This is a genomic window from Caulobacter sp. GW821-FHT09B08 (assembly GCF_059418225.1).
The window spans coordinates 146,369-164,052 of the sequence record NZ_JBWKPL010000005.1 but is presented as its reverse complement, the minus strand read 5'-3'; the positions used below and the strand labels follow the sequence as shown (position 1 = coordinate 164,052).

Below are 17,684 nucleotides of genomic sequence, written 5' to 3'. Positions count from 1 at the left end.
TCAGGCCTCCACGGCGTCGCGCTGAGCGACCGTGTCCACCATCCCTTCCCAGCGGGTGCAGGCGTCCACCGCGCCGATCAGCTCGGGCGCCAGGATCGGCTTGGACACCATGCCGTCGAAACCGTGATGCTGCTCCAGCAGGCTCAGGTCCGCGTCGGCCGTGAAGGCCAGGATCGGCACCTCCTGGTTGGGCCCGGGGCGCTCCCGGATCTCGACCAGGGCGTCGGCGCCGGACAGCTCGGGCATCCGCAGGTCCATCAGGATGCAGTCGAACGGCTCCAGGGCGGTCGTCTCGACCGCCGCGCGACCGCCGGCGGCCTCGGTCACCTCGGCGCCCATGTGCTCCAGGATGGTGCGGGCCAGTTCGCGATTGACCGGATTGTCGTCGACCACCAGCACGCGCACGCCGTCCAGACGCCCGCCCTCGCCCTCGGTCGTCGACAGGTCGACGTCGGCGGCCGGATCGGCCACCGCCTCGGCGGCGATGTGGAAGCTGAAGATCGAGCCGCCGCCCGGCGCGCTGGACACGGCGATATCGCCGCCCATGGCCTCGGTCAGGCCCTTGCAGATCGCCAGGCCCAGGCCGGTGCCGCCGTGCTTGCGGGTCGACGAGGCGTCGACCTGCGAAAACCGCTGGAACAGCTTGGTCTGCTGCTCGAGGCTCATGCCCGCGCCCGTATCCTCGACCCGCATGCGCAGCCTGGCCGCGTCGGCGTCATAGGCCACGAACAGCCGCACCGCGCCGTGATCGGTGAACTTCACGGCGTTGCCGACCAGGTTGAGCAACACCTGGCGGACCCGGTCGGGGTCGATCATCACCCGCTCGGGCAGCTCGCCCTCGGCCTCGCATTCCAGCCACAGGCCCTTGTTGTCGGCTTGTGGGGCGAACAGGGCCAGGGCCTCCTGGGCCAGGGCCAGGGGCGAGACGGGACGCGGCGTGATCTCGAACTGGCCGGCCTCCAGCTTGGAGAAGTCCAGCACGTCGTTGACCAGGGCCAGCAGCGCTTGGCCGGCGCCGGAGATCCGCTGCACGAACCGTCGCGACAGCTCGTCCAGCTCGGGCCGCTGGGACAACAGGCCCGAAAAGCCGATGACGGCGGTCAGGGGCGTGCGGATCTCGTGGCTCATATTGGCCATGAACTCGCCCTTCACCGTGGCGGCGGCTTCGGCCTCGGCGCGGGCCTTGGCCAGGGCCTCTTCCTGGGCGACCTGGGCGGTCACGTCGCGGATCACGTCCAGGAAGCCGGTCGGCGCGTCGGTGGCCGGGTCGCGCAGCAGCGAGGGGTTCGACTCCAGCCAGACCTCGTGGCCGTCGGTCTTGTGCGGCACACGCCAGCGCACGCGTCCGGCGGGCTTGCCCTTGGCCAGGTTGCTGTAGACCCGTCGCACCCGCACCCGCTCTTCCGGATAGGCCAGATCGGCGGCGCCGCGCCCCATCACTTCGCTGGGCGCATAGCCGATCAGCACCTCGCACGAGGCGGCCACGAAGGTGATCTTGCCGGTCAGGTCGGCGGTCAGGATCATGTCGGTGGTGTTCTCGGCCATCAGCCGGTAGCGGGCCTCGCTGTCCTTCAACGCGGCCTCGGCGGCGCGGCGAGCGGTCAGGTCCTCGATCTGAGAGATGAAATAGCGCGGCGAGCCGTCCGGATTGTCGACGCGCGAGACCGACAGCTGGATCCAGACCGCCCCGCCGTCCTTGCGGATGTAGCGCTTGTCCATCCGATAGGTCGAGATTCTGCCGCTGAAGAGGTCGGCCACCAGGCTGAGGTCGGCGTCCAGGTCGTCGGGGTGAGTGATCGCCTGGAAATCCAGGGCCAGCAGCTCGTCGCGGCCGTAGCCCACCATCTCGCAGAGCGCGGAATTGACCTTCAGGAACCGGCCGTTCAGCCCGACCAGGCACTTGCCGATCACGGCGTGCTCGAAGGCGTTCTCGAACAGCTCCAGCTGTTCCTTGCGCTCGCTGATGTCGTGCATCAGCGCCGTCATCTCCCAGCCGGCCGCGTCGCGCACGGCGCTGATCGCCAGCTCGATCGGGATCTCCACGCCGTCCTTGCGGCAGGCGGCCGTCTCGATGCGTTGGTCGATGTCGTCGCCCAGGTCGCCGCCCAGGAAGGCGGCCATGCCCGCCTGGCCGGCCGGCAGGATCATCGCCAGGTCGGCGCCGATGGCCTCCTCGGTGGTCCAGCCGAAGGTCAGCTCGGCATGGCGGTTCCAGCCGGTGATGCGCCCGGCCTCGTCGGCGGTGACGATGGCCTGGTGGGCGTTGGCGATCAGCTTGCGCGCGCGATGCTCGCTGGCGCGCAGCGAGCGCTCCAGCTTGCGGACGTCGGTGACGTCCCAATTGGTGCCGACCAGCCGTCGCGCCGCGCCGTCGGCGGCGCGCACCACGGTGGCCAGCGCCCGGATCGAGCGCACCTCGCCCGACGGACGCACCACGCGGAACTCCATGTCGTAGGGCGTCTCGCCCCGCATGGCGGCGCGCGCGCAGGCCTGCTCGGCCTCACGGTCGTCGGGATGCACCTGGCCGACGAACCCTTCGACGGTCATCGGCGCGCCGGGCTCTACTCCGTAAAGGGCGTACATGCGGTCGTCCCACAGCAGCTCGCCGGTCTGGACGTCCCACTCCCAGACGCCGATCTGGCCGGCCCGCGTGGCCAGCAGCACGCGCTCGGACATGACGCGATAGCGAGCCTCATCCTCGGCCCGGACGATCTCGGCGGTCAGGCGAGCGGTGATGTCGACGATGGTTCCAAAGACGGCGACCACCTGGCCGGCCGCGTTACGCTCGCAGCAACCGTGCCCTTCGAGATAGCGCAGGCCGCCGTCGGCCAGGACGACGCGGGTGACCGCGCCCTTCCAGTCCGCGCCCTCCTCGATGGCCGCCTTGAGCCGCGCGCGGACGACCGGCTGGTCGTCGGGATGCAGGGCCTTGAGGAAGAGCTCCTGACGCGGCTCGACGCTGGGGTCCACCCCGTACAGCATCGCCACGTGCGGCGACCAGGTCGCCTCGCCGGTGGCGACCTCGATCCGCCAGTAGCCGATGCCCGCGACCTCCTCGGCCAGGGCCGTCATGCGCGCCATGCGGTCGGCGCGTTCCTGCAGCTCGCGGCGCTCGGTCACGTCGCGGAAGACGTTGACGATCTCGGTCGGCCGGCCCTGGCTGTCATGGACGATGCGGGGATTGCCCTCCAGCCAAACCCAGCGGCCGTCGCCGGTCAGGTAGCGATGCTGGCGATCCGCCGGCGCGTCTGGGACCTGACCGCTGTAGAGCGGCCGCGAATTGGCCAGGAAGCGTTCGCGATCCTCGGGGTGGACCAGCCGGTCGGCCGCCGTGCCGATCAGCTCCTCGGGCTCGTAGCCCATCGTCCGGCTGGCGGGCGACACATAGAGCAGCGTGCCGTCCATGGCCGTGCGCACGATGACGTCTGAGGTGTTCTCGGCCAGCAGGCGATAGCGCGCTTCGCTGGTGGTCAGGTTGTCCAGGCTCCGGACCTGCTCGGTGACGTCCTGGAACAGGCCGATCAGGGCGATGACATTGCCTTGCTCGTCCACTTCGCAGCCGGCCTTCGACTGCACGATCCGAACCTCGCCATCGGGTCGGACCAGGCGCGCCTGGAAGCTGCTGGCGCTCTTGGTCTCGATGGCGCCCATCAGCTCCGCGGTGACCCTCTCCCGGTCTTCCGGATGGAAAGCCGACAGGTTGCGGTCGATGGTGGGCGCGAAGGTGCGCTGGTCGACACCGTGGATGTCGTAGACCAGTCCCGACCAGAACAGCTCCTGGTCGACCACGTCGTAGCGCCAGTGCGCCACGCCGGACATCTTCTCAGCCAGTTGCAGCAGGCGGGCTTGCTCCCAGCGCACCCGCGAGACGCGCACGCGCTCCAGCTCGTCGATCACGATGCGGGCCAGGGTGCGCAGGCGCTGCAGCTCGCGCTCGGTGGGGCTGGGCCGGGGCTTGGTGTCGATCACGCAGAGCGTGCCGAGATTGAAGCCGTCGGGCGAGGTCAGGGCGACCCCGGCGTAGAAGCGCACCCCCATGTCGCCGGTGACGGAGTCGTAGTGGGCGAAGCGCGGGTCGCGCGTGGCGTCCTCGACGACCATCAGGGCTTCGGGGCCCTGCTCGATGACCGTGTTGCAGAACGCGCCGTCCCGCGAGGTCGAGCAGACGTCCAGGCCCTGGCGCGACTTGAACCACTGCCGATCCTGCTCGATCAGCGAGACCAGAGCGATGGGCGTGTCGAACAGATCGCACGCCAGACGGGTGATGCGGTCGAAAGCCTCGTCCGGCGAGGTGTCGAGAATTCCGTAGTTGCGGAGTTCCCGGATACGCCGCGCTTCGTTGAGATTCATCTGGGCCCTCCGACGGCGGAAGCCTGCGTCAAAAGATGCGCAAAACCGGTTAAGGCTGACTGCGACATTCTCGCGCGTCGGAGGGATCGGGCCACTAACGCCAGATGGCGAGCGGCCGGAGAACCCGGATAGGAGGCGTCAGGGGCGCTGGGGGATTTCCAGCCCGCGCTGCACGGCCGGACGCGCCAGACCGCGCTCCAGCCAGGCCGGCACGTTCTTCAGGCCAGCATAGTCGACCAGTTCGCCGGCGTCGTAGAAGCCGACTAGGTTGCGCACCCAGCCCAGGGTGGCGATGTCGGCGATGGTGTATTCGTCGCCCATGATCCAGTCGCGGCCTTCCAGGCGATCCTCCAGAACGCCCAGCAGGCGCTTGGATTCGGCCACGTAGCGGTCGCGCGGACGCTTGTCCTCGTACTCGCGGCCGGCGAACTTGTGGAAGAAGCCCAGCTGGCCGAACATCGGGCCGATCGCGGCCATCTGGAAGAACACCCAGGCCAGGGTCTCGTAGCGCGCGGCCGGGTCCTGGGGCAGGAACTTGCCGGTCTTCTCGGCCAGATAGACCAGGATCGCGCCGCTTTCGAACAGGCCGAAGGGTTTGCCGTCCGGGCCGTCGGGATCGATAATGGCGGGGATCTTGCCGTTGGGGTTCAGCGACAGGAATTCCGGGATCCAGGTTTCGTTGGCGCCGATGTTGATCGTGTGCGGCTCGTAGGCCAGCCCCGTCTCCTCCAGCATGATCGACACCTTCACCCCGTTCGGGGTGGGCAGGCTGTAGAGCTGGATCTGGTCCGGATGTTGGGCGGGCCAGCGCTGAGTGATGGGGAAGGCTGAAAGATCGGTCATGGGCGCTCCGAAGGCAGGGCCGTCGCATAGAAGCGTGGCCAGGCCTGTCAGATGGTCCCGCGGCGCGCGGGAACAAGGCGCGCCCGGGCGCGAAGCTGTGGAAACCGAGGGGGCTAGCCCTGGCTGGCCTTGGGTTGCTTGGCCTGGGGCGGATCGACCTCCAGCACGGATCGGATCTTCGAAGCCAGGGCCGGCCCCAGATAGGGCTTGTCGATCAGCGGGAAGTCGTTGCCCCACGAGGCGGCTTCGTCGCCCACATAGCCGGAGGTCAGCAGCACCTTCAGGCCTGGCCGGGCCTCCAGCGCCAGGCGGGCCAGCTCGACGCCGTTGACGCCGCCCGGCATGACCACGTCGGAAAACAGCAGGTCGAAGGCCTTGCGCCCCTTCAGGCGCTTGAGGGCGGTGGCCGCCGAATTGGCCGTCGTCACCTGGTAGCCCAGGCCCTCCAGGGTCTCGACGGCCATCGACAGCACGGCCGGATCGTCCTCGACCACCAGCACGCTCTCGCTGCCGCGCGCGGCCTCGCCCACCTCGCCGTCGTCGGCGCGCTCGCTGAGGCTGGCCTGGCTGAGCGGCAGCTGGATCTCGAACCTGGCCCCCTGCCCCGGCTGGCTGCGGACCGAGATTTCGCCGCCCGACTGCCGCACGAAGCCATAGACCTGCGACAGGCCCAGCCCCGACCCCTTGCCGATTTCCTTGGTGGTGAAGAACGGCTCGAAGATACGCGAGGCCACGTCCGCGTCCATGCCCTGGCCGGTGTCGCTGACCGAGACCACCACCTTGGGATCGTCGCCGGCGGTCCGGCGGGCGGTGATCGTCAGCACCCCGTCGCCCTCCATGGCGTCGCGGGCGTTGACTGCCAGGTTCAGCAGGGCGCTCTCGAACTGAGCCGGGTCCAGGTGGGCCGGCAGCGGCGTGTCGGACAGGTCCAGCGCCAAGCTGACGGCCTCGCCCGTGGCCTGGCGCAGCAGCGGCGCGAAGTCGGCGATCAGGGTGTTGAGGTCCACCGTCAACGGATTGAGGCGCTGGCGGCGCGAGAAAGCCAGCAATTGCCGGGTCAGGGCCCCGCCCTTCTCGGCGGCCTGGCGCACGGCGTCGATCTGGCGGGCCAGCTCGTGCTGCTCCCCCGTTCGCCGGCGGATCAGCTCGATATTGCCCAGCACCACGGTCAGCAGATTGTTGAAGTCGTGGGCGACGCCGCCGGTCAGCTGGCCGACCGCCTCCATCTTGCGGGCGTGGCCCAGCTGCTCCTCCAACCCCCGGCGTTCGGTGTTGTCCAGCAGGGTGCCGAACACCATCTGGCGGCCGCTGTCCTCGTCGGGCGCCAGCACGCCCTGGTCGATCAGCGAGCGGTACGAGCCGTCGGCGCATTGCCAGCGGTATTCGCAGGAATAGGCGCCCGTGCGCCGGGCCTCGGCCTGGGCGCGGACCACGATGTCAACGTCGTCGGGATGGACCCGGCTGATGCCGAAGTCCGCCGTCGCCATGAACTCATCGGCCGAAAAGCCGGTCAGTTCCATGACGTTGCCGCCCACGAACAGCGGCTCGTAGGGCGGCTCGGCCGTGCGCGAGTGAAACACCACCGGCAGGGCCCGTAGGATGGCCTCCTGGCGCTCCTGGGTGCGGCGCAGGGCCCGCTCGGCGGCCAGCTTCTCGGCGTGGACCCTGGCGTTCTCCTCGATCAGCAGGCGCCGGCTCTCGGACTCGCGCTCCAGCTCCAGGGTCTTGATGTGCAGATCGACCAGCACCTGCACCTTGGAGCGAAGGATGAACGGGTCGACCGGCTTGAACACCACGTCCACGGCCCCGGCCGAATAGGCCTTGAAGATGTGCGCTTCGTCGCGGAACACCGCCGTCAGGAAGACGATCGGCACGTCGCGGTTGCGCCGCCGCTGGCGGATCAGCTCGGCCGTCTCGTAGCCGTCCATGCCCGGCATGTGCAGGTCCAGCAGGATCACGGCGAAGTCGTCGGTCAGCAGGTGGCGCAGGGCCTCCTCGCCGGACCGGGCGACCACCAGTTCCTGGCCCAGCGCCTCCAACGCCTGGATCGCGGCGAAGGCGTTGCGCTCGTCGTCGTCGACGATGAGGATCCGCGTGCGAGGCCGGTCCTCGGGAGGCGGGATCGCCTGATGCTTGACGGCGGGTACGGTCATTGGGCGGCGCTGTGGATGGCCACGACGTTGTCGCCGGCCAGGCGCTGGGCGTCGGTGCGCTGCACCGAGACCCGCAGGACCGAGATCAGCTGGTCGATGTCCACGGGCTTGGACACATAGTCCGAGGCGCCGGCCTGGATGCACTTCTGGCGGTCGCCTTTCATGGCCTTGGCCGTCACGGCGATCACCGGCAGGTCGGAGAACTGCGGCCGGGCGCGGATCTCGCGCATGGTCTCGTAGCCGTCCATGTCGGGCATCATGATGTCGACCAGAACCATGTCCACGGTCGGCAGGCTGTCCAGCAGCTCCAACCCCGCCCGGCCGCTCTCGGCGTAGCGCAGCTCGATGCCGTACTCCTCCAAGGCGCTGGCCAGGGAGAAGATGTTGCGGATGTCGTCGTCGATCACCACCGCAGTCAAACCGGTGAGTACGGCGTCGGCATGGCGGCTTTGGGCCAGCATCTGCCGGGCCGGCGGCGACAGGCGCTCCAGCGGCGCGTGCAGCAGCATGGTCACGTGGTCGATCAGTTGCTCGGGCGTGCGCGCCAGCCGCGCCAAGCCCGAGAACACCGCCAGCCGTAGGCGGCGGTCATCGTCCGGCTCCAGGTCCTCGGGCGCGTAGAACACCGCCACGCCGGCCGCCGTGTCTCGGTGCTTGAGCGCGTCGATATAGGGTCCGACCGGTCCGCCGCCGACGTCGATGACCAGGCAGTCGCCCTCGCCGGCGAAAGCGTCGCGCGGCAGGTCCGACAAGGCCGGCACGACCTTCAGCACGCCGAAGACCTCGCGCAGGGCGTCGGCCGCCTGGCCCTCGCCGCCGACCAGGATCGGGGCGCGGCCGGTCTCGGTGACCAGCTTCTTGACCTTCTCGAGGGTCGAGGCCACCGCCTCGCGCTCCACCGGCTTGCTGGTGAAGCCGAAGGCGCCCATCGACAGGCCAAGGCCGCCATGATCGTCGGCCGAGATCACCTGCACAGGGATGTGGCGGGTGTCGGGCGTGCGCTTGAGCAGGTCCAGCAGGGCCAGGCCGTCCATGTCGGGCAGGCCGATGTCCAGCATGATGGCGTCGGGGCTGAAGCGTCGAGCCAGGGACGGCACGGCCGAACCCTCGCCGGTGACCACCCCCTTGAAGCCGCCGTCGCGGACCAGCGACAGCAGGATCGAGGCGAAGCGGGTGTCGTCTTCCACGATCAGCACCACCGGATCGCCCGGCTCGATCTGCTCGCGGTCGTCGACCACCGTCTCGGCGGCCTCGACCAGACCCGCCTCGGTGGTCGAAAGGCGGAAGGTTGGCGTCGGCGAGGTCGCCGGACGCAGCGGCTGGGTCGGCTGCGGCTGGGCCGCCGGGCTGAAGTTCAGCGGCAGGTACAGGGTGAAGGTGCTGCCCTGGCCCGGCGTCGAGACGACCCGCAGCTCGCCGCCCAGCAGGCGGGTGATCTCGCGGCTGATCGACAGGCCCAGGCCCGTGCCGCCGTACTTGCGGCTGGTCGTGCCGTCGGCCTGCTGGAAGGCTTCGAAGATGATCCGCTGCTTGTCCTCGGGGATGCCGATGCCGGTGTCTTCGACCGAGAAGGCCAGCACCTGGCCGGCCTTGTTCAGGTGATCGTTGCCGCTGGCCCAGCCGTCCTCGGCCCGGGCGATGGTCAGGCGCACCGAACCGGCCTGGGTGAACTTGAAGGCGTTGCTGAGCAGGTTCTTGATCACCTGCTGCAGACGCTTGTCGTCGGTGTACATCGAGCGCGGCAGGGCCGGATCGATGCTGACGAAGAAGTCCAGCTTCTTGTCCTGAGCCAGCTGCGAGAAGGTCCGGTCGGTCTGGTCGCGCAGGGACGCGAACGACATCTCGCCGATGTCGAGGGTGACCGTGCCGCTCTCGATCTTCGACAGGTCCAGGATGTCGTTGATCAGGCCCAGCAGGTCGGCGCCGGCGCTGTGGATGTTGCGCGCGAACTCCACCTGCTTGGCAGAGAGGTTCCCCTGGGCGTTCTCGCTGAGCATCTTGGAGAGGATCAGCAGCGAGTTGAGCGGCGTGCGCAGCTCGTGGCTCATATTGGCCAGGAACTCGGACTTGTACTTGGAGGTCAGGGCCAGCTGTTCGGCCTTTTCCTCCAGCGCCGCCTTGGCCTGCTCGACCTCGGTGTTCTTGGCCTCCACCTGCTTGTTCTGGGCCGACAGGAGGACCGCCTTGTCCTCCAGCTCGGCGTTGGTCTGCTGCAGTTCGTCCTGCTTGGAGCGGAGCAGTTCCTCGGACTGGCGCAGGGAAGCGGCCTGCAGTTCCAGGCGGTCGTTGGTCTTCTTCAGCTCGCCCTGCTGGGCCTGGAGCTCGGAGGTCAGCAGCTGGGACTGCTCAAGCAGGCCTTCGGTCCGCATGTTGGCGGCGATGGTCGACAGCACGATGCCGATGGATTCCATCAGCTGGTCGAGGAACGCCTGCTGGGTCTCGTTGAACTTGCCGAACGTGGCCAGTTCGATCACCGCCTTCAGCTCGCCTTCGAACAGGGCCGGCAGGACGATGATGTTCTGCGGCGCGGCCTCGCCCAGGCCCGAACTAATCTTGATGTACTCGGCCGGGACGTCGGTGAGCAGGATGCGCTGGCGCTCGGCCGCGCACTGGCCGATCAGGCCCTCGCGCTGGCGCAACCGGGCCGGCGGCCGGTCGCCCGGGTTCGAGGCGTAGCTGGCGGCCAGGTTCAGCACCGGATCGCCGTTGATGTCGTGGTCGGAGACGTAGAACACCCCGTGCTGGGCGTTGATCAGCGGGGCCAGCTCCGACAGCACCAGGTTCGACACGGTCGACAGGTCGCGCTCGCCCTGCAGCATGCGGCTGAACCGGGCCAGGTTGGTCTTCAGCCAGTCCTGCTCGGTGTTCTTCAACGTCTGATCCTTCAGATTGCGGATCATCTCGTTGATGTTGTCCTTCAGCGCCGCCACTTCCCCGGACGCTTCCACGGTGATCGACCGCGTCAGGTCGCCCTTGGTCACGGCGGTGGACACCTCGGCGATGGCGCGGACCTGGGTGGTCAGGTTGGCGGCCAGTTCGTTGACGTTGTCGGTCAGGTCGCGCCACAGGCCGGCGGCGCCGGGCACCCGGGCCTGGCCGCCCAGCTTGCCTTCCGAACCCACCTCACGGGCCACGTTGGTCACCTGGTCGGCGAAGGTGGCCAGGGTCTCGATCATGCCGTTGATGGTGTCGGCCAGCGAGGCGATCTCGCCCTTGGCGTCCAGGGTCAGCTTGCGCTTCAGGTTGCCCTGGGCGACGGCGGTCACGACGTCGGCGATGTTCCGCACCTGGCCGGTCAGGTTGGCGGCCATCATGTTGACGTTGTCGGTCAGGTCCTTCCAGGTGCCGGCCACGCCCGGCACCTGGGCCTGGCCGCCCAGCTTGCCCTCGGTGCCGACTTCCCGCGCCACGCGGGTCACTTCCGAGGCGAAGCCGTTCAGCTGGTCCACCATGACGTTGATGGTCGACTTCAGCTCCAGGATCTCGCCGCGCACGTCGACGGTGATCTTCTTGGAGAGGTCGCCCTTGGCGACGGCGGTGGTGACGTCGGCGATGTTGCGGACCTGGCCGGTCAGGTTGGCGGCCATGAAGTTGACGTTGTCGGTCAGGTCCTTCCAGGTGCCGGCCACGCCCTTCACCTGAGCTTGACCGCCCAGCTTGCCTTCGGTGCCGACTTCCCGCGCCACGCGGGTCACTTCCGAGCTGAACGAGTTCAGCTGGTCCACCATGACGTTGATGGTGTTCTTCAGTTCCAGGATCTCGCCGCGCACGTCGACGGTGATCTTCTTGGACAGGTCGCCCATGGCCACGGCCGTGGTCACTTCGGCGATGTTCCGCACCTGACCGGTCAGGTTGCCGGCCATCAGGTTGACGTTGTCGGTCAGCTCCTTCCAGGTGCCGGCGACGCCCTTCACCTGGGCCTGACCGCCCAGCTTGCCTTCCGTACCCACTTCGCGGGCCACGCGGGTCACTTCCGAAGCGAAGCCGTTCAGCTGGTCCACCATGACGTTGATGGTGTTCTTCAGCTCCAGGATCTCGCCCTTCACGTCCACGGTGATCTTCTTGGAGAGGTCCCCGTTGGCGACGGCGGTGGTCACCTCGGCGATGTTCCGCACCTGGCCGGTCAGGTTGCCGGCCATGAAGTTCACGTTGTCGGTCAGGTCCTTCCAGGTGCCGCCGACGCCCTTCACCTGGGCCTGGCCGCCGAGCTTGCCTTCGGTGCCCACTTCGCGGGCCACGCGGGTCACTTCCGAGCTGAACGAGTTCAGCTGGTCCACCATGGTGTTGATGGTGTTCTTCAGCTCCAGGATCTCGCCGCGCACGTCGACGGTGATCTTCTTGGAGAGGTCGCCCATGGCGACGGCGGTGGTCACCTCGGCGATGTTCCGTACCTGACCCGTCAGGTTGCCGGCCATGAGGTTGACGTTGTCGGTCAGCTCCTTCCAGGTGCCGCCGACGCCGGTGACGTTGGCCTGGCCGCCCAGCTTGCCTTCCGTGCCCACTTCCCGCGCCACGCGGGTCACTTCCGAGGCGAAGGCGTTCAGCTGGTCCACCATGACGTTGATGGTGTTCTTCAGCTCCAGCACCTCGCCCTTCACGTCCACGGTGATCTTCTTGGACAGGTCGCCCATGGCGACGGCGGTGGTGACGTCGGCGATGTTCCGCACCTGGCCGGTCAGGTTGCCGGCCATCAGGTTGACGTTGTCGGTCAGGTCCTTCCAGGTGCCGGCCACGCCTTCCACGCGGGCCTGGCCGCCCAGCTTGCCTTCGGTGCCCACTTCGCGCGCCACGCGGGTCACTTCCGAGGCGAAGGCGTTCAGCTGGTCCACCATGGTGTTGATGGTCGACTTCAGCTCCAGCACCTCGCCCTTCACGTCCACGGTGATCTTGCGGCTAAGGTCGCCGCGGGCCACGGCGGTGGTCACCTCGGCGATGTTCCGCACCTGGCCGGTCAGGTTGCCGGCCATCAGGTTCACGTTGTCGGTCAGCTCCTTCCAGGTGCCGGCCACGCCCCTCACGTTGGCCTGGCCGCCCAGCTTGCCTTCCGTACCCACTTCGCGGGCCACGCGGGTCACTTCCGAGGCGAAGCTGTTGAGCTGGTCCACCATGGTGTTGATGGTGTTCTTCAGCTCCAGCACCTCGCCCTTCACGTCCACGGTGATCTTGCGCGAAAGGTCGCCGTTGGCGACGGCGGTGGTCACCTCGGCGATGTTCCGCACCTGGCCGGTCAGGTTGGCGGCCATGAGGTTGACGTTGTCGGTCAGGTCCTTCCAGGTGCCGGCCACGCCCTTCACCTGGGCCTGGCCGCCCAGCTTGCCTTCCGTACCCACTTCGCGGGCCACGCGGGTCACTTCCGAGGCGAACGAGCCCAGCTGCCCCACCATGGTGTTGACGACCTTGCCGATGCGCAGGAACTCGCCGCGCAGGGGGCGTTCCTCGTTCTCCAGGTCCATGGTCTGGCTGAGGTCGCCCTTGGCGGTGGCGCCGATCACGCGGGCCATTTCGGCGGTCGGGTGGACCATGTCGGTGATCAGGGTGTTGACCGCCTCGACGCTGTCGGCCCACGAACCGGTGGCGCCTGGCAGGCGAGCGCGGTGGTTGATCTTGCCCTGCTTGCCGACCACCTCGCCGAGGCGGGCGAACTCTTTGGAGATTTGATCGTTCAGATCGACGGCGTCGTTGAACGCCTCGGCCAGCTCGCCGTCCAGACCCGACAGGTCGGTCGGCAGGCGAACCGAGAAGTCGCCCCGGCGAAAGGCCCGCAAGGCGGCCAGAAGCTGGTGATTGTCGAGCCCGCGTTGAGGGGTCTTGGTCTGAGCCGCCGGCATAGGAAAACTCCACGTCGATCACGTGGGCGGCGCTGAAGGGAACGACGACCCAGGTCGGAAAGCGATTGCGCGCCTACAACAACCTGTGCCGGTCCCATGACCCCCCGAAGGGCTCCAACGCGGGGCTGAAACTTTGGTTCCGATTTTATTGTGAAGCTTACGACCTAGGGTGTCGGATCAGGGACGCGCCAGCTTGGCCCGGGCCGAGGTCTCGACCTGCTCGACACCCCGAAGCGCGTCGCCGGAGGCCTCCAGCTGGGCCTTGAAGATCTTCAGATCGCCGGTGTCGATGCGGCGGATCTTCTTGTTGCGCGACCATTCCTGCCCGATCGTCTGGCCCAGGCGGCAGGCCTTGGGCAGCAACGCCGACTGCTCGCTGGGACCGCCCCGCGTCAGCAGCTTGCCGACGATGTCGTTCCAGTTGGGCGAGCCGGGAAAGCACATCGGCAGGTGATCGCACTCGCCCGTCCAGAAGCGCTTGTACCAGCGCACGTGCTCGGGCGTGTCGAAACGGGGCGCGGTCAACAGGCCCCGGCAATCCGGTCGGACATAGTCCTGGGCCTGGGCCGCGCCGGCCAAGCCGAACGCCAGCACGGCCAGCAGCGCCGTCTTTCGCGGGGATCGGATCACGCGCCTAGACCGCGCTGGTCATCGGCCCGTCGGCGCGTCCGTCGACGAACTGGCGCACATGGGGATCGGTGGTGCTGTCCAGCTCGGCGGGCGTGCCGCGCCAGATGATCTTGCCCCCGTGCAGCATGGCGATCTCGTCGCCGATGGTGCGGGCCGAGGCCAGGTCGTGGGTGATCGACACCGCCGTGCAGCCCAGGCCCTTCACCTGGTCGACGATCAGCTCGTTGATCGCGGCCGAGGTGATCGGGTCCAGCCCCGTGGTCGGCTCGTCGAAGAAGATGATCTCGGGATTGGCCACCACCGCCCGGGCCAGGCCCACGCGCTTCTGCATGCCGCCCGACAGTTCCGACGGATAGGAATCGGCGACGTTCGCGCCCAGGCGCACGCGGCCCAGGGCCTCGATCGCCCGGACCTTAGCCTCCTTGCGCGGCACGCCGTCGGCGTTGATCAGGCGGAAGGCGACGTTCTCCCAGACCGTCAGGCTGTCGAACAGGGCCGCGCCCTGGAACAGCACGCCGATCCGTTCGAACAGCTTGCGACGCCCCGCCCCGCCCGAAGCCACGGCCTTGCCGTCGACCAGCACCTCGCCGGCGTCGGGCCGCACCAGGCCCATGGCGACCTTGATCGTCACCGACTTGCCCTGGCCAGAGCCGCCGATGATCACCAGCGACCGGCCCTTGGCCACCGACAGGTCCAGGCCGTCCAGCACCGGAGCGCCGTCGAAGCGCTTGCGGACGCCCTTCCACTCGAGTTTAGCGACTTCGGCTTGAAGGGGGGCGGTCATGCGTGGGTGAACAGCGTTGTGAGGAAGTAGTCGGAGGCGAAGATCAGGATGGCCGACGACACCACCGCGTGGGTGGTCGCCCGGCCGACGCCGCGCGCCCCGCCCTTGGCGTTGTAGCCGTGATAGCAGCCCATCAGCGCCACGATGAAACCGAACACCGCCGCCTTGATCAGGCCCGAACCGACGTCCCAGGCCTGCAGGAAGTTGACGGTGTTGCGGATGTAGACGCCGGCGTTGAAATCCAGGATCCGCACGGCCACCAGCCAGCCGCCGGCCACGCCGATGATGTCGGCGATCAGGGTCAGCAACGGCAGCACCAGGGTGGCGGCCATAAGGCGCGGCGCGACCAGATAGCGGAACGGATCGGTCGACAGGGTGCGCATCGCGTCGATCTGCTCGGTGGCGCGCATGGCCCCGATCTCGGCGGCGATGGCGGCCGAGACCCGGCCGGCCAGCATCAGGGCGGCCAGGACCGGCCCCAGCTCGCGCGTGATTCCCAGGGCGACGATCTGCGGCATCACCTGCTCGGCGTTGAACCGCCCACCGCCGGTATAGATGTTCAGGCCCAGGGCCGCGCCGGTGAAGATCGCGGTCAGACCGACGACCGGCAGCGAAAAGAAGCCGATGGCCATCAGCTGGCGCAGGAACTGGCCGGCGAACCAGGGCGGCGTGAACACCGAGGCCACGCCGCGCAGGGCGAAGACCCCTACCCCGCCGACCATGCTCAGGGCGCCGAACGTCGAGCGCCCGATCGTGCGGACAGGTTTGAGGAACGCGGGGACCGCCGCGCCGGCCGCGGCCATCCTAGTAGCTGTCCGGAGCCGTGGCGGCGGGGTTCGCCGCGGGCGCGGACGCGGCCGCCGGAGCCGTGTCGCCGCCTTGCGGACGCATGACCGAACCGATCAGGCCGAACAGGTCGACCGACCCTTGCGTGTTCTCGATCTCGCCGCCCGGCTTGAGGTCCTCGACCGCGCCACCCGGAGCGATGGCCACGTGGACGCCGCCCAGCAGGCTGTCGCTGGTGATCTTGGCGGTGGAGTCGGCCGGCAGCTTGACGGTCGGGTCCAGGCTCAGCTTGGTCACCGCCAGGAAGGTCTTGGGGTCCAGCTTGATTTCCGAAACCGTGCCGACCTTGACGCCCGCGACGCTGACCGCCGCGCCCGGCGCCAGCGAGCCGACCTGGCCGAACTTGGCCGTGACGTCATAGCCGCCCGGCTTGTTGCCCACGCCGCCGACGCTCAGCGAATAGACGAGAAAAGCTCCCGCCAGGACGAGAACGAGGAGACCCATCAAGGTCTCGGCCCATTGATCGCGCAACCCCTTATCCTTTCGAAGCAGACGAGGTTCTCCGCCCGAACGGCGAACCTTGTCCTATAGCCTTATTTGCGCGCGGCGGGACGCTGGGCGTCACGCTGCAACTGAGAGATCAGTACGTCGATATTGCCGCCGGCATTGTCGATCGTCGAAACGAAGTCCTGCTGCTGGGTGATGGCCAGCCACACGCCCTTGAACTGGACGTCGACCACCTTCCACGAATTGCCGCCGCCCATCACACGCCAGGACACCGGCAGGGGCGAACCCACCTGCCCGCCGGAGATCGTGGTGTTGACGATCACGTCGCCCGGCTTGCGGACGACCGAGCCCGTCACCTTCAGGACCTCACCGTGATAGTCGTCGATGCGATTCTGGTACACGCCCTCGGCATAGGTGCGGAAGGCGGTCGAGAACCGGGCGCGCTGGTCGGGCGTGATGGTGCGGGCGTACTTGCCCAGCACGAAGTTGGTGATCTTCTGCACGTCGGCCAGTTCGTCGATGGCCTGGTGGAAGGTGGCCTTCTTCTGGGCGACGCTCTGGTTCTTGTCGGCCAGGACCGAGATCACCCGCTGGGCGCGGGTCTGCACGAACTGCTCGGCGCCGGCGTCGCGGGCCGTTTGCGCCAGGACCGGCTTCGCCTGGGTCAGCGCGCCCAGGCCGACGAGCGCGACCAGGGCCAGTTGGACGAAACGGCGGGTGGGGCGGGCTTTGGTCATGGTCGTTTCCGGGACAGTCATTGGGGCGTGGCGGGCGCGGGGGTGGCGTCCGTCGAAGTCGTAGGCGCGGTTTCGGGCGAAGCTTGGGCGGGCTCGCTCGCCGCCGCCGGCTGGGCCGGAGCGTCGGCGGGCGCGGCGGCCGGCTCGGTCGAGACGTCGTCGAAGTCGGGCAGCACCTGCGCCTCGCCCGTCGCTTCGCGCACGAAGGCCTCGCGATACTGGCCGAAGGCCGAGCGGGCCGTCACATACGGATCGGTCGCGTCGTCCAGGGCCTTGAACGCGGTGTCGGCCCGATAGCGGGTGTCGATGGTCTGGGTGACCAGGCGCGTGGCGCCGAAGGTGGTGGTGTAGCCGCCGCCGACGATGCCGACCGGATCGGTGACGAAATCCAGCACCCGGCCCACCCCTTCGCGGAAGCTGGAGGGGCCGACGACCGGCACGTAGAGATACGGTCCCTGCTTGACGCCGTAACGGCCGAAGGTCTGGCCGAAATCGGCGTCGTGGGCCGGGATGTTCATCTTCGAGGCCACATCCCACAGTCCCAGCACCCCGATCGTGGAGTTGATCAGGAACCGGGCCGAGGACTGGCCGGCGCGCTTGGGACGGCCTTGCAGGATGTCGTTCAGCGTCGTGCTGGGCTCGCCCAGATTGTAGATCACCGCGCTCACGCGATGGCGCACCGGCGACGGGGTGATGGCCATGTAGCCGTGGGCGATGGGGCGCAGCAGGACGCGGTCCAGCCCCATGCTGAAGCCGAAGCTGCCGCGGTTGAAGCCTTCCAGCGGATCGTGGACGGCCTGGGTCGAGGCCGTATTGGCGCCCGGCGTCGGCCCCTCGGCCGTCTGGGCCAGGGCCGGCGACGCGCCGGCCACAAGACCGCCCGCGGCGATCATGGCCAAGGCCACGGCCGTCGACCGGGTTCGTTCGACGGCGTTGGCGAGCCGTTCCTTCATGGCCTTATCCCCGATCATTGCGGTCTCGTACCGGCTTCCCAGCAGGTGGCATGTAGGCGCCTGCCCAAGCTAAGCAAGGGTCAGGCCCCTTACCGGATGTCATCCGGGTACGG

General features: G+C 68.4%; 10 protein-coding genes. All 10 read right to left on the bottom strand.

Annotated features, from left to right (window positions below; translation table 11 throughout):
* On the bottom strand, positions 1–4,350 hold the full coding sequence (locus AC07OA_RS15820) for a PAS domain S-box protein (RefSeq protein WP_494664777.1): 4,350 nt from the start codon (positions 4,348–4,350) through the stop codon (positions 1–3).
* Between the two features lie 138 nt (positions 4,351–4,488).
* Positions 4,489–5,193: a glutathione S-transferase N-terminal domain-containing protein gene (locus tag AC07OA_RS15815; RefSeq protein WP_494664776.1), complete on the bottom strand. Its 705-nt coding sequence runs from the start codon at positions 5,191–5,193 to the stop codon at positions 4,489–4,491.
* 113 nt (positions 5,194–5,306) lie between these two features.
* Positions 5,307–7,346, bottom strand: coding sequence for a response regulator (locus AC07OA_RS15810; RefSeq protein WP_494664775.1), 2,040 nt, complete (start codon positions 7,344–7,346; stop codon positions 5,307–5,309).
* Positions 7,343–13,174 carry a HAMP domain-containing protein gene (locus tag AC07OA_RS15805; protein WP_494664774.1) on the bottom strand — a complete coding sequence of 1,944 codons (5,832 nt, stop codon included), beginning with the start codon at positions 13,172–13,174 and terminating at the stop codon, positions 7,343–7,345. Before AC07OA_RS15805 ends, AC07OA_RS15810 begins: the two co-directional genes overlap by 4 nt.
* A gap of 177 nt (positions 13,175–13,351) precedes the next feature.
* Positions 13,352–13,804: a hypothetical protein gene (locus AC07OA_RS15800; protein WP_494664773.1), complete on the bottom strand. Its 453-nt coding sequence runs from the start codon at positions 13,802–13,804 to the stop codon at positions 13,352–13,354.
* 4 nt (positions 13,805–13,808) lie between these two features.
* Positions 13,809–14,588, bottom strand: a complete 780-nt coding sequence (locus tag AC07OA_RS15795; protein WP_494664772.1) for an ABC transporter ATP-binding protein — start codon at positions 14,586–14,588, stop codon at positions 13,809–13,811.
* The gene (locus AC07OA_RS15790) at positions 14,585–15,391 is read right to left on the bottom strand and encodes an MlaE family ABC transporter permease (protein ID WP_494664771.1); all 807 of its coding nucleotides are present in this window, start codon (positions 15,389–15,391) and stop codon (positions 14,585–14,587) included. The genes AC07OA_RS15795 and AC07OA_RS15790 overlap by 4 nt, the downstream gene beginning before the upstream one ends.
* Position 15,392: 1 nt before the next feature.
* The gene (gene mlaD, locus AC07OA_RS15785) at positions 15,393–15,905 is read right to left on the bottom strand and encodes an outer membrane lipid asymmetry maintenance protein MlaD (RefSeq protein ID WP_494664770.1); all 513 of its coding nucleotides are present in this window, start codon (positions 15,903–15,905) and stop codon (positions 15,393–15,395) included.
* Positions 15,906–15,967: 62 nt separating this feature from the next.
* Entirely contained in the window at positions 15,968–16,639 is a 672-nt protein-coding gene (locus AC07OA_RS15780) for an MlaC/ttg2D family ABC transporter substrate-binding protein (protein ID WP_494664769.1), read from the bottom strand.
* A complete protein-coding gene (locus AC07OA_RS15775; protein ID WP_494664768.1) occupies positions 16,636–17,571 on the bottom strand; it encodes an MlaA family lipoprotein in 936 nt (311 codons plus the stop codon). Before AC07OA_RS15775 ends, AC07OA_RS15780 begins: the two co-directional genes overlap by 4 nt.
* Positions 17,572–17,684: the final 113 nt, after the last annotated feature.